11 protein-coding genes and 1 pseudogene are annotated in these 13,582 nt (G+C 63.3%); 5 read left to right on the top strand and 7 right to left on the bottom strand.

Annotated elements, in window-relative coordinates; translation table 11 throughout:
- Positions 1-55 precede the first annotated feature (55 nt).
- Positions 56-1,141: an AI-2E family transporter gene (locus PQR42_RS27860; protein WP_408213209.1), complete on the bottom strand. Its 1,086-nt coding sequence runs from the start codon at positions 1,139-1,141 to the stop codon at positions 56-58.
- 34 nt (positions 1,142-1,175) lie between these two features.
- A complete protein-coding gene (gene uvrA / locus PQR42_RS27865) occupies positions 1,176-4,049 on the bottom strand; it encodes an excinuclease ABC subunit UvrA (protein ID WP_408213206.1) in 2,874 nt (957 codons plus the stop codon).
- A gap of 368 nt (positions 4,050-4,417) precedes the next feature.
- Here uvrA and PQR42_RS27870 point away from each other — a divergent pair.
- The 4 genes and pseudogenes from PQR42_RS27870 to PQR42_RS27885 all read left to right on the top strand — a co-directional run.
- Positions 4,418-5,599, top strand: a pseudogene (locus tag PQR42_RS27870) (MFS transporter); the annotation flags it as partial.
- 141 nt (positions 5,600-5,740) lie between these two features.
- Positions 5,741-6,277 carry a single-stranded DNA-binding protein gene (locus PQR42_RS27875; RefSeq protein ID WP_106282086.1) on the top strand — a complete coding sequence of 179 codons (537 nt, stop codon included), beginning with the start codon at positions 5,741-5,743 and terminating at the stop codon, positions 6,275-6,277.
- Between the two features lie 103 nt (positions 6,278-6,380).
- Positions 6,381-6,632: a UTRA domain-containing protein gene (locus PQR42_RS27880; RefSeq protein ID WP_408389036.1), complete on the top strand. Its 252-nt coding sequence runs from the start codon at positions 6,381-6,383 to the stop codon at positions 6,630-6,632.
- 34 nt (positions 6,633-6,666) lie between these two features.
- Positions 6,667-7,479, top strand: a complete 813-nt coding sequence (locus tag PQR42_RS27885; RefSeq protein ID WP_408389035.1) for an HpcH/HpaI aldolase/citrate lyase family protein — start codon at positions 6,667-6,669, stop codon at positions 7,477-7,479.
- 3 nt (positions 7,480-7,482) lie between these two features.
- Here the strand turns inward: PQR42_RS27885 and PQR42_RS27890 are convergent, their stop codons facing one another.
- Positions 7,483-8,283 (bottom strand): bestrophin-like domain, encoded by an 801-nt coding sequence (locus tag PQR42_RS27890; protein ID WP_408213193.1) that lies wholly within the window; start codon positions 8,281-8,283, stop codon positions 7,483-7,485.
- A 299-nt stretch (positions 8,284-8,582) separates the two neighbouring features.
- Here PQR42_RS27890 and PQR42_RS27895 point away from each other — a divergent pair, with 299 nt between their 5' ends.
- Positions 8,583-10,232 (top strand): methyl-accepting chemotaxis protein, encoded by a 1,650-nt coding sequence (locus PQR42_RS27895; RefSeq protein WP_408389033.1) that lies wholly within the window; start codon positions 8,583-8,585, stop codon positions 10,230-10,232.
- A 162-nt stretch (positions 10,233-10,394) separates the two neighbouring features.
- Here PQR42_RS27895 and PQR42_RS27900 read toward each other — a convergent pair whose 3' ends face one another.
- From PQR42_RS27900 to PQR42_RS27915, 4 genes are read right to left on the bottom strand one after another with little or no spacing between them, the layout of a single operon-like run.
- Positions 10,395-11,204 (bottom strand): c-type cytochrome, encoded by an 810-nt coding sequence (locus PQR42_RS27900; protein ID WP_408213188.1) that lies wholly within the window; start codon positions 11,202-11,204, stop codon positions 10,395-10,397.
- Positions 11,201-12,826 (bottom strand): b(o/a)3-type cytochrome-c oxidase subunit 1, encoded by a 1,626-nt coding sequence (locus PQR42_RS27905; protein WP_408389031.1) that lies wholly within the window; start codon positions 12,824-12,826, stop codon positions 11,201-11,203. The genes PQR42_RS27900 and PQR42_RS27905 overlap by 4 nt, the downstream gene beginning before the upstream one ends.
- Entirely contained in the window at positions 12,813-13,385 is a 573-nt protein-coding gene (locus PQR42_RS27910; RefSeq protein ID WP_408213182.1) for a cupredoxin domain-containing protein, read from the bottom strand. Before PQR42_RS27910 ends, PQR42_RS27905 begins: the two co-directional genes overlap by 14 nt.
- Positions 13,386-13,387: 2 nt before the next feature.
- Complete coding sequence (locus tag PQR42_RS27915) at positions 13,388-13,564, bottom strand: hypothetical protein (protein WP_165923876.1); 177 nt, start codon at positions 13,562-13,564, stop codon at positions 13,388-13,390.
- Between the last annotated feature and the right edge of the window lie 18 nt (positions 13,565-13,582).

The raw sequence follows: 13,582 nt of genomic DNA on the forward strand, positions 1-13,582 counted from the left end.
CGAGGTGCCGCTTTTCCGTTCCTGCCTATCTGCTTTCGGGCCGCTCGCCACAGCCTCAAACCAACCGCAAATAAATCAATTCACGCTTGATGTACGCATAAAAAATCGGCGCCGCGATCACACCGGGAAGACCGAACGCGGCTTCCATGATGAGCATGGCGATCAGCAATTCCCACGCGCGCGCCTCGATCTGTCCGCCGACGATGCGCGCGTTCAGGAAGTACTCGAGCTTGTGAATCAGGATCAGGAACACGAGCGACATGACCGCCGCCGGAAAGCTCACCGAGAGCGCCACCGCGACGATGATCGTGTTCGAGATCAGATTGCCGATCACCGGCAGCAAGCCGACGATGAACGTGACCAGCACCAGCGTCTTCGACAACGGCAGCGTGTCGTGGAAGATCGGCAGGACCACCAGCAGGAAGATGCCCGTGAAGACCGCGTTGATCGCGGAAATCTTCACCTGGGCGAACACGATGCGGCGAAACGCGTCGGCGAAACGTGTCACCCGTGTGACGAATGCCGTGGACAGCGGCAGCCGCTGCATATGCTTTTGCGCGCCGACCGCGATGATCGCGCCAATGATCATGCCGATCAGGATATGCGTGAAAGCGCGCGCCGCGGTCTTGCCGCTTTGCTGCAGCATGTTGGCGTGCGTCTGCATCAACTCGGCTGCCTTGGTCTTCATCTGTTCGGTGTCGACCGGCAGATAGTTGGCGACGAATTGCGGAATCCGGCCGCGCGCCTGGTCGATCAGCTGCATGGCCTGGTCGAGCAGCTTCTGCACGCTCGGCACGTCGTTCTCGAAATGCTCGATGATGCCGAGCGTGAGCCCCGTCAGCGCGCCCACGATCACCGTGGCCAGGATCACCACCGCGAGCCAGCGCGCCCGCTTGCTCGACATGTGGCGCTCGATGCGCGGCGCGATCGTGTGGACCAGTTGGAACACCAGCAGCCCGGCGAGCAACGCGCCGAGCAGCCGCAGTTCGATCACCGCCCACATGCCGAACAGCGTCACGATATAACTGCCGATTTCGACCGCCGACAGCTTCGGCAGGCTCATGTCGCTCGTCAGCCTGACCGGGCGTGGGCGTAGGTCCTGCACTTGCCCGTCGTCGCGCGCCTGATTCCGCTTGGCCATGGCTTATTCCGTCCCCAACCCGAGTTGTGCAGCGTTACTTTTTACTGGCCGCGCGTTTCAGCAGAGGCGCCAGGTACTTACCGGTAAAACTTGCCTTCGACTTCGCTACCTGCTCCGGCGTGCCCTGGGCAATGATCTGCCCACCGCCGGCTCCGCCTTCCGGACCAAGGTCGATGACCCAGTCCGCAGTTTTTATTACATCGAGATTATGCTCGATGATCACGACGGTATTACCCTGGTCGCGTAATCGATGAATCACTTCGAGCAACAAAGCGATGTCATGAAAGTGCAGGCCGGTGGTCGGCTCGTCAAGTATGTATAGCGTGCGACCCGTGTCACGCTTGCTCAGTTCCAAAGATAGTTTGACGCGCTGTGCCTCGCCGCCCGACAGCGTGGTGGCCGACTGACCCAGGCGGATGTAGCCCAGACCCACGTCCAGCAAGGTTTTCAGCTTGCGCGCGACGACCGGCACCGGCTTGAAGAACTCATAGGCGTTCTCCACCGTCATGTCGAGCACTTCGCTGATGTTCTTGCCTTTGTACTGCACGTCCAGCGTTTCGCGGTTGTAGCGCTTGCCGTGACAGACGTCGCATGGCACGTAGACGTCCGGCAAGAAGTGCATCTCGACCTTCAGCACGCCGTCGCCCTGACAGGATTCGCAGCGGCCGCCCTTCACGTTGAACGAGAAGCGGCCGGCTTCGTAGCCGCGTTCTTTCGCCGCGGGTACGCCCGCGAACAGCTCGCGGATCGGCGTGAAGAGGCCGGTGTAGGTGGCCGGGTTCGAGCGCGGCGTGCGGCCGATCGGCGACTGGTCGACGTTGATGACCTTGTCGAAGTGCTCGAGGCCCTCGATCGATTCGTACGGCGCCGGCTCCGTGGCCGAGCCGTACAGGTGATGCGCGACCGCGTGGTACAGCGTGTCGTTGATGAGCGTGGACTTGCCCGAACCGGACACGCCGGTCACGCAGGTGAGCAAGCCGACCGGCAGATCCAGCGACACGTGCTGCAGATTGTTGCCGTACGCCTCGACGATACGCAGGCGCTTATCGTCGGGCTCCTTGCGTTCGTCCGGGAACTCGATGTTGCGCGCGCCGGACATGTACTGCCCGGTCATCGACGCCGCGTTCGCCTGCACCTGTTTGGGCGTGCCCTCGGCGATCACCATGCCGCCGTGTTCGCCCGCGCCCGGCCCCATGTCGACCACGTAGTCGGCCATGCGGATCATGTCTTCGTCGTGTTCGACGACGATCACCGAGTTGCCGAGATCGCGCAGATGCTTGAGCGTGGCGATCAGCCGGTCGTTATCGCGTTGATGCAGGCCGATGGACGGCTCGTCCAGCACGTACATCACGCCGGTCAGGCCCGAGCCGATTTGCGACGCGAGGCGAATCCGCTGCGCCTCGCCGCCGGACAGCGTCTCCGCGCTGCGCTCCAGCGACAGATAGTCCAGCCCGACGTTATTCAGGAACATCAGCCGCGCGACGATTTCCTTGACTACCTTGTCGGCGATCTCGCGCTTCGAGCCTTCCAGGCGCAGCGTCTGGAAATAACCGAGCGCGTCGCGCAGCGGCCAGCCGCTGATTTCGAAGATGCCGCGCGCGTCGCCGTCCGTGCCGATCCGCACGAAGCGCGCCTCGCGGCGCAGTCGCGTGCCGGCGCAGGCCGGGCAGGGCTGGTTGTTCTGATACTTGGCGAGTTCTTCGCGCACCGCGACCGAATCGGTTTCGCGGTAACGCCTCTCCAGATTCGGGATGATCCCTTCGAATACATGCTCGCGCACCGAAGTGCGGCCACGTTCGTTGATGTACGAGAACGGGATCTCCTGCTTGCCCGAGCCGAACAGCAGGATCTTGCGAACCTTCTCCGGCAGGTCTTCGACCGCGGTGTCGATGTCGAACTCGTAGAACGCCGCGAGACTCTGCAGCATCTGGAAGTAGAACTGATTGCGCCGGTCCCAGCCCTTCACCGCGCCGGCCGCGAGCGACAGCGACGGATGCGCGACCACCCGCTTCGGATCGAAGAAAGTGATCTGGCCGAGGCCGTCGCATTCCGGGCACGCGCCCATCGGATTGTTGAACGAGAAGAGGCGCGGCTCCAGTTCCTGCAGCGAGTACGAGCAGATCGGGCAAGCGAACTTCGAGCTGAACAGATGCTCCTTGTCCGTGTCCATTTCGAGCGCGATCGCGCGGCCGTCGGCGAGACGCAGTGCCGTTTCGAACGATTCGGCGAGACGCTGCTTCATGTCGGGGCGCACTTTCAGACGGTCCACGACCACGTCGATGGTGTGCTTGTCGTTCTTCTTCAGCTTCGGCAGCGAATCGACTTCATAGATCTTCGCCACGCCTTCATTGGCGGTGCCGCCGCCCGAGCACACGCGGAAGCGGATAAAGCCTTGCGCCTGCATTTCCTCGAACAGTTCGACGTGTTCGCCCTTGCGGTTCGCCACCACGGGCGCGAGGATCATCAGCTTGGTTTCTTCCGGCAGGGCGAGCGCCGCGTCGACCATCTGCGAGACGCTTTGCGCTTCCAGCGGAATTTCGTGGTCCGGACAGTAAGGCGTGCCGACCCGTGCGAACAATAGCCGCAGGTAGTCGTGAATCTCGGTGACGGTGCCGACCGTGGAACGCGGATTGTGCGAGGTCGCCTTCTGTTCGATCGAGATTGCCGGCGACAGCCCTTCGATCAGATCGACGTCCGGTTTTTCCATCAATTGCAGGAACTGGCGAGCGTAGGCGGAGAGACTTTCGACGTAGCGCCGTTGTCCTTCCGCATAAAGCGTGTCGAACGCCAGCGACGATTTGCCCGAGCCTGAAAGGCCCGTGATGACAACGAGCTTGTGACGGGGTAAGTCGAGGTTGACGTTCTTCAGGTTGTGGGTGCGAGCCCCACGAATACGGATTTGTTCCACGGATTTATTCCATGAACTGGCGGAAAGAGGAAGAGGCTAAACCTGCTACTATAACGACTTTTCAAGACCGCCGTTACGGCTTCCTGACAGCCTGAAGAGGCGTTGAGGCGTGCTGTAAGGCAGCAGTCCAGCGCCGCGGGGAAGAGGTCTAACTGGGGCCGTTTTCCGCGAGTACAAGGCAACCGCGAGGCAACCGCGAGGCAACCGCGAGGCACCGCGAGGCGCCAACGGGCATGCAGCAAGGCCGTCGGCTCGAACGCCGCGCCGCCTGCCGGCCCGCTGTCTTGCGGTAAGCCGCGCGGTCGTGGCCGCTCCGCTGCTGTGCCCGCCCGCGGTGTGCCGCCCAGCTCAATCAAAGAACGCTCCCGATGTCCAATCCGTCCGCCACCTCCACACGCATGAGCGCGCCTGAACTGCGCGCGACCGTGTCGCTTGCCGCCATCTTCGCGCTGCGCATGCTCGGTCTCTTCATGATCATGCCGGTGTTCTCGATCTACGCGAAGACCATCCCGGGCGGCGACAACGTGCTGCTGGTGGGTATCGCACTCGGCGCGTACGGCGTGACGCAGTCCATGCTGTACATCTTCTACGGCTGGGTCTCCGACAAGGTCGGCCGCAAACCGGTCATTGCGACCGGTCTGCTGATTTTCGCGCTCGGCAGCTTCGTGGCGGCAGGCGCGCACGACATGACGTGGATCATCGTCGGCCGGGTGATTCAGGGCATGGGCGCGGTGTCGTCGGCGGTGATCGCGTTTATCGCCGACCTGACCGCCGAGGAACATCGCACCAAGGCCATGGCGATGGTGGGCGGCAGCATCGGTGTCTCGTTCGCGGTGGCGATTGTCGGTGCGCCGATCGTGTTCCAGTGGGTCGGCATGAGCGGGCTGTTTACGCTGGTCGGCATCTTCTCGATTCTGGCGATCGGCGTGGTGCTGTGGATCGTGCCCGATGCGCCGAAGCCGGTGCATGTACGCGCGCCATTCGCCGAAGTGCTGCACAACGTCGAACTGCTGCGTCTGAACTTCGGCGTGCTCGTGCTGCATGCCACGCAGACCGCACTGTTCCTCGTCGTGCCGCGTATTCTCGAAGCGGGCGGCCTGCCGGTCGCGTCGCATTGGAAGGTGTATTTGCCGGTCATGGGCCTCTCATTCGTGATGATGGTGCCCGCTATCATCGCCGCCGAAAAGCGCGGCAGGATGAAAATCGTGCTGCTGTCCGCGATCGGTCTTATCCTGATCGGACAGTTGTTATTGGGCGTCGCTCCGCATACGATTCTGAGTGTGGCGGCGATCCTCTTTGTGTACTTTTTGGGCTTCAATATTCTTGAGGCTTCGCAGCCTTCGCTGGTGTCGAAACTGGCGCCCGGCACCCGCAAGGGCGCGGCCGCCGGCGTCTACAACACCACGCAGTCGATCGGTCTTGCGCTGGGCGGAGTGGTCGGCGGTTGGCTGCTGAAAGTGGACGGTCAGAGCGCGGTATTTTTCACTTGCTCGGGGCTTGTCTTTTGCTGGCTTATAATCGCCGCAAAGATGAAACAGCCGCCGCGCAAGCGTAATACGGCGCATCCCGAACTTACCCAGAACTCACCCGGCGGCGGGCAGAGGCGCAGTTCCGGTCTCGGGCCTGCCGGCCCTGAAACGCGAAAACGTGTATTGCCGCGCCGCCCGTAACGGAATCAACAGGAGAAACTCATGGCATCCGTGAACAAGGTCATTCTCGTCGGCAATCTCGGAGCCGATCCGGAAGTCCGTTATCTTCCGAGCGGCGACGCAGTGGCGAACATCCGCCTTGCAACGACGGATCGGTACAAGGACAAGGCGTCCGGCGAAATGAAGGAAGCGACCGAGTGGCACCGCGTGTCGTTCTTCGGCCGCCTCGCGGAAATCGTGTCCGAATATCTGAAGAAGGGCTCATCGGTGTACCTGGAAGGGCGCATCCGTACCCGTAAGTGGCAGGCGCAAGACGGCACCGACCGTTACTCGACGGAAATCGTCGCCGAGCAGATGCAAATGCTGGGTGGCCGCGGCGGTTCGATGGGTGGCGGTGGTGACGAAGGCGGCTACAGCCGTGGCGAGCCGTCGGAGCGTAGCGGCGGCGGTGGTGGCGGCCGCGCGGTGTCGGGTGGTGGTGCGCGTGGCGGCAGCGGTGGTGGCGGTGGCGGTGCAAGCCGTCCGAGCGCGCCGGCCGGCGGCGGGTTTGATGAGATGGATGACGATATTCCGTTCTAAATCGTCCGCACTCGCACCGAATCGATGCAAGGAACCCCGCTCAACCAGCGGGGTTTTTTTATTGGCGCGTTGATAAGACAGGGGCCTGAGCGGCCGGACGCACGTGCCGATCTACACGATGATCGAAAAGCAGTTCGGTGAGCAGATCGCCGAGGTGCAGCAGGAAATCCGCGCGGTCGCGCTGCCGGCGAAGCTGGCGCAGCGTTTGAATGCGAAGCCGCGTTCGCCCGCGCTGTGGTTGTGCCGCCGCTATCTGAACCGGCGCGCGCAGGTGGTCGAGCTGACGATCAGCGTGCATCCGGCGGATCGCTACAGTTATTCCGAAACGTTTCAACGCGACTGGCACGCGAACTAGCAACACGGCGCCGCGTGCCGTTCAGGAGAAGAACATGGACGCACGCAGTTATCTGTTCGTGCCGGGCGACCGCCCCGAGCGCTTCACAAAGGCGCTCGACACCGGCGCCGACGCGGTGGTGATCGATCTCGAGGACGCGGTCGCGCCGGCGGCGAAGCAAGCCGCGCGCGAGGGCCTGCAACGCTGGCTGTCGACGGCGGACCTTACGCGGCTGATCGTCCGCGTGAATGCGGTGGGCACGCCTTGGCATGTCGATGACGTCGACATGGTGCGCGCGTCCGGCGTTTCCGTGATGATGCTGCCGAAGTCGGACAGCGCGCAGCAACTCGCCGATGTCGCCGCGCGGCTGCCGTCGCGGATGCGAATCGTGGCGCTCATTGAAACCGTAGCGGGCGTGGTGGCGATGCGGGAAATTGCCGGCGCGCCGTCGGTTATGCGGCTCGCCTTCGGCACGGTGGATTTTTGCGGCGATGCCGGCATCGAAGGGCTCGGCGTCGAACTGGATTACGTGCGCTCGCAGATGGTGATCGAATCGCGCTATGCGGGTCTCGCCGCGCCGATTGACGGGGTGACGCTGGAGCTCGATAACCTCGCGCGCCTGACGGAGCATGTGGCCACTGCGCGACGCTTCGGCTTCGGCGGCAAGCTGTGCATTCACCCGCGACAGGTGGACCCGGTCAACAGCGGCTTCGCACCGAGCGAGGACGAGCGGCGCTGGGCGTCACGCGTTCTGGCGGCCTGTGCCGAACTTCCGGAGGGCGCGTTCGCGGTCGATGGCAAATTGGTCGACCGGCCGGTCATCGAGCGGGCGCGAAGGATCGCGGAGTTCGACGCGCTCATCCCGTGACGCTCACCGCCTCAAATGATCCAACGCGTCTCTCATCGGTGCACTGGAGATAACAATCGGCCCCGTGAACGGCGTATCCAGATCGACAATGACATAGATCGCCGAAGCAATCGACACCGCGCCCAGCGAAATCGTGACCAACGCCAGCGCATTGCGCGGCGCGATCAAGCCGAAACTCAGAAAGATCACGCCCAGCCAGAACGTCAATGTCGTGAGGAAAGGTTGGGAAATGGAACTGTGCGCTTCCTCGATGAGCTTCCACCGCGCATCCACGACGCGGCGGTATTGCTTCAACCCATCGTCGAGCGCGCGCTGTTGTAACGGGTCGCGCGTCCGCAGCGTCCGCAACTCTCGGCCCACGGCGGTCAGCATGTCGCCGAGCCGCACGCTCTCCAGTTTCTGCGAGTTGTCCTGCGTGCCGATGTCTTTCGGATAGTCGCCGCTCGGCGGCGTTTCGGCGGGCCACGTCGAGGCGATCGCCGCCGCGGTGTACTGACGCAACAACTGCCGGGCCGGCTCGGTATCCGTGCCGTATTCGCGCAGGGTCGTGTCGAACTCGATCAGATCGGCCGCGTAGGTGCGCAAATCATTCGAGGCGGTGTCGAAGCTGGATTTCGCGGACGCCGTCATCAAGCCGAGTACCAGCGCGGCGAACGTCACCAGCATGCCGATCACCAGCTGGATCAACTGCACGGTCTCATGCGCCTTGTGCTCCTCGGGCAGGAGTGGGCGCACGCACACACCGATTCCGGTCACGACGAGCAGGAGAACGAAAACCACCAGCGCCGAGCCTATTTCCGACATCGCAATGCTCCGTAGACACATCCTCGTCACTTTCCATCAACCGCCGCCCGCCGAGAACCCGGGTAGTCCCGCAACGCCCGGCGCGCATCGCCCTTCATATGCGCTCGTATGTTGATGTATCGCAAGCACATGCGCCATCTACCATAAAGTTTTTCGTTATTGAGCCGTAGTCCTTATATGTGGCGTTCGCTTAAATTTAGACAAGAGTTGCGAACCTGGCCGAACGGGCTTGGGCGCAGCACGCGTGGCCGAGGCTTTTACTGAACATTCGGTCAGGCAGCCCAACGGAGACAAGCCCGATGTTGAAAAATCTGTCGATTCGCACCTGCCTTACCCTGATGATCGTATTCTTCGGCGTCGTGCTGCTGTTCGGCGCCGCCGCCGGCTTGCTGTCGCTACGCTCGAGCAACGCCTCGCTGCAGCAGATGTACACCGTCGACACGCCGGCTGTCGCCGACCTCGAAGGCAGCGCCGGACAGTTGCTGCGCCTGCGTCTCGCGCTGGCGACGTACGCATCGCTCGTCGACTTGAACGATCAGGACGGCGCGAATGCCGTGCTCAAGCGTTTTGATCAGTACCAGAAAGCTTCCAACGACCGTCTTGCCCACTATGTGAGCCGCGCGAGCACGGACGCCGACGAACAGCGCCTCATCAAGGACATGCAGGACAAGCGCGACACCTTCCTGCACGAAGGCGTCGATCCGGCTCTCGCCGCGCTCAAGTCCGGCGACAAGACGACCTTCCAGCAATTGCAGGCGCACAAGCTGCCGTCGCTCTACAGCGCGTACGAAAAGGCGATGCTCACGCTCGAACAGTTGCAGCTCGATCACGGCGCGCAACGCTACCAAGACGCGCAGGACCTGTTCTATGCAATCTGTATCGCGGTGGCGATCGGCATGGTCGCGTCGCTGCTGGGTGCGTGGATCGGCCGCGCGGTGCTGGTGCGCGCGATCGTCCGTCCGGTCGACGCCACCATCGCGCAGTTTCAGCGGATCGCCAACGGCGACCTGACTGGCCAGATCGTCGTGGCCAGCAATAACGAAATGGGCCGTCTCGCGGCCGCGTTGCGCAAGATGCAGGAATCGCTGATCACGACGGTGAACTCGGTGCGTCAAGGCACGGAATCCATCGATACCGGCGTGAGCGAGATTGCCGCGGGCAATACCGATCTGTCGCAACGTACAGAGGAACAGGCCGCGTCGCTCGAGGAAACGGCGGCAAGCATCGAACAGCTCACCTCGACGGTCAAGCAGACAGCGGACAACGCGAAACAGGCCAGCTCGCTCGCGCAGGGCGCATCCACGCTGGCCGCGCAAGGCGGCGATCTCACCGAGCAGGTGGTGGGCACGATGCATGGCATCGTCGACGACTCGCGGCGGATTGCCGACATTGTCGGCGTGATCGAAGGGATCGCGTTTCAGACCAACATCCTGGCGCTGAACGCCGCGGTCGAAGCCGCGCGCGCCGGCGAGCAGGGACGCGGCTTCGCGGTGGTGGCGAGCGAGGTGCGCTCGCTCGCGCAACGCAGCGCGGCAGCGGCCAAGGAGATCAAGGGTTTGATCGACGAATCGACAGCGCGGGTGCAGGCCGGCTCGCAACTGGTTCAACGCTCGGGCTCGACGATGACCGAGATCGTCGACGCGATTGCGCGTGTGAGTTCGATCATGGGTGAGATTGCGGCAGCCGCAACCGAACAGAGTACCGGCATCGATCAGGTCAATCTCGCGGTCGCGCAGATGGACGAGGTGACGCAGCAGAATGCCGCGCTGGTGGAGCAGGCTGCGGCTGCCGCGAGTTCGCTGGAAGAGCAGGCGCGGCGGTTGACGTCGGCTGTGTCGGTGTTCCAGACCGGGAGCGGGGCGGCGTCTTCGTCTTCGTTTGCCGGGCGGCGCGGCGGTTCGGCTGCTACGCCGAAGACGGCCGATGCAGGCCAGTTTGCGACGGCTTAGCATCAGCGGTTGTTTTACGCTGCGGCGTGTTATGTCTTCGGGACAAGCCGCACCGAGGATGGCAGATGTAAGCGAGTTCGCGACGGCTTAACGTCGGTGTTGTTTTGCGCGACGGCGTGCTGAGTCTTCGCGACAAACCGCGTCTCGCGGACAAAGCGACCGTTACTGGATGGCCGCATAGTATTTCGCCACGCTGTCGATCTCCGCCGGCGTCATTTGCCGCGCCACGTTGCGCATCTGTTCATTGATGTCGTTGTGCCGCGCGCCGGAAGCGAAGGCGCGCATCTGCGCCGCGAGATAAATCGACGACTGTCCGCCCAGCCACGGCGCCGCGCCCTTGCGATCGAGCTGCCCGTGGCACGCGGCGCAAGGCGCGATATTGCGCTGCGGATCGCCCTGCATGGCAAGTTTCACCGCGTTCGCATCCGGTCCCACGCCGGTGGGCAGTGTCTCCGCCGCGGGCGCTCTCGGCAGCGACGCGTAGTAAGCCGCCAGATCGTGCAGATCCTGGTCGCTGCGCGCGGCGATAATCGGTTGCATGATCGCGTTCTGGCGCACGCCGTTCTGGTAGTCGCGCAACTCTTTGTAGACCACATCGGCATATTGCCCAGCCAACGCCGGCGCCGTCACCTGTACCGTGCCGAGCACGCCATGACACATCGAGCAATTTTGCGTCGCGATCGTGGCGCCGCGGCCGATCGAATTGGCGTCGGCCCGCACGCGCCTCAATGGCGGCAAGACCACGACGTCGCTAGGCGCCGGGCCAGTGAGATTGGCGCCGCCGTACCAGCTCGACGGCGCACCCGCGGCGCTGCAGATCGTCGCCCATAAGCCGCGCCCGCTGAACGCGCTGTTCGCCGAAGGCAGCCAGATGAAGCCGATCAGTATCCCCACGACGGCAATCGCAACCGTGCCGCCCACGCTCACCGTGAACCACGGGTTACGCAAGCTGAAGACGCGTTCCTGATTCATCGCTGCGCTCCGACGACGACTGCCGGCACGGAGGTCTGCGGCAATCTGAGCAACTGCACGATCGGCACACTGTAGTTGACGACCGTGAGTCCGATCATCAGCGCCACCCACAAGCCGAAGCTATTGAGCGCGGCCGGCACGTGCTCCACCGGATGCGCCGCGCTCGCAAAGCGAAAGCCTTGCTGCTGAACCACCGGGCCGAATTGCGACTTCGCGAGGATGTAGATGAACAGCACGCCGGACACCACGAGGATCAATCCGCCGACCGCCGACATGCCGACCCAGAACGCCTGCGACTGCATGCCCGGCATGTTGTAGTCGTAATAGGCCATGCGGCGCGGCGCGCCGAGCAGGCCGACGTAGTGCCACGGCAGCGTCACCACCATCATGCCGATGAACCACAGCCACAGTTGCGTGCGCACCAGCTTCACCGACGCGATCGCGCGGCCGGTCAGTTGCGGCCACAGTTCATAGGCGATCGCGAAGTACATGATGACGATCGCGCCGCCGAAGATCAGATGAAAGTGCCCGGTTACCCACTGCGTGTTGTGCACGGTCGAATTCAACTGATAGCTCATGTTGATCAACCCGCCCGCGCCGCCGAGACCAAGCATCACGAACGAAAACGCGATCACGAGCATCATCGGATTCTGCCAGGGCAGAGCGGTGAGCCAGCCGAACGCGCCCTTGCCGCCGCGCAGTCTGCCGGCGATTTCGACCGACGCGCAAATCGTGAACACCGTCAGCAGCGTCGGCACCGACACCATGCCGGTGAACACCGCATGCAGGAACTTGAAGCCGGAGCCGACCTGCGGATCGGCGAACAGATGGTGGATGCCGATCGGCATCGCGAAGACGAGGAACAGGATGAACGACACGCGCGCCATCGAGTCGCTATAGAGTCGTCCGCCGATCGCGCGCGGCACCAGCGTGTAGTAGGCGATATACGCGGGAATCAACCAGAAGTAGACGATCGCGTGCAGCGTCCAGGAGAACAGGATGCGCGAGAGGCCGGCGTCGATCGTGTTGGTGAGGCCGAACGCGACCGGCAGGATCTGGAACAGGATCTCCAGCGCCGCGCCGACGGCGGTCCATGCCCACAGATACGCGCCCGCCACGTTGGCGAACATCGCGAGCGGCACCGGCTTGCCGGGGTTGGCGCGCTTCCAGATGCGCAGATTGACGTGCATCAGCGCGACCCAGATCCACGAGCCGACCACCACCAGCACCACGCCGAGATAATAGAACGGACTACCGATCATGGGCGGATAGAAGGTGTAGAGCACCGAGGCCTGGCCGAGCGCCACCGGCACCATCGCCATCACGGCGCCGACCGCCAGCATGATGAACGCGGTCCACGCCCATTTGAGACCCACTAGGCGCTGCGCGAGCGCGAGTTCGACGATCGCGTAGCCGAAGCCCATCGACACCAGCGTCGGCAGCACGTACGCCATCACCGAGCCGTGCGCGGTCACCGAACGATAGTAGAGCTCGGGGTCGCCGACCCACGGCACGAGCGGGCTGCGCACCAGCATCTGCCAGGCGCCGAGCAGCAGCGCGATCAGAAACGCAATGAAGGCGAGCCAGAAATGCGCGAGAACGAGTCGCTTAGCGTGAAACACAGCTCAGCCTCCGTGATTGTCGGGCTTGCTCGAAGAAGGTGGCTTTGTCGATGACTTTCACGTGCGCCCACATGGTCTGGTGGCCGAAGCCGCAGAACTCATGACACGGCATGGTGTGATCGGCTGGCGTGTCGAAGCGCGTGTTCAGCGTGGCGACGTAGCCGGGCACGACCATCGTGTTGATGTTGGTGTCGGTGACGAGCAGGCCGTGCACGACATCGGCGCTGGTGGTGCGGATCGTGATCGGCGTGTCGGCGGGCACCAGCAGACATTGCGGCGTGAACGAGTACTGCTGCGCGATGAAGCGTACGACCACCGAACCGTCCGGTTCGACCGCGCTACCGAGGTTGTCTTCGACGAATTCGCCGGACAGTTGCAGGCGTGACGGATCGATCGTCTCGACGCGCGACGGCGGCATCATTGCCCAATGCAGTCCCGAGAATACGATGACCGCCAGCATCAGCACGATCAGCGCGACGGCGAAGATGGCCCAGCGACGCTCGGCGCGTAAGGCGACCGCGTGGCCGCCGCCCGGTTGATGATTGGAATCGGTCGACATGATCAGTGAACGACGCCGCGCGGCAGAAACACAACGAAGTAGAAGCCGAACCAGATCGCCATCACGATCAGCGTGGCGACGCCGGCCACGGCGATCGCGCCATGCGGGCCGGCTGCGACGACGCGTTCCACTTCGTCATCCGTAGGCGGTGTCGCGCTGCGGGTATCGTTCGCTTCCATCTAGAGTTTCTCCGGTGC

Source organism: Paraburkholderia sediminicola, assembly GCF_046027355.1.
Classification (GTDB): domain Bacteria; phylum Pseudomonadota; class Gammaproteobacteria; order Burkholderiales; family Burkholderiaceae; genus Paraburkholderia; species Paraburkholderia sediminicola_B.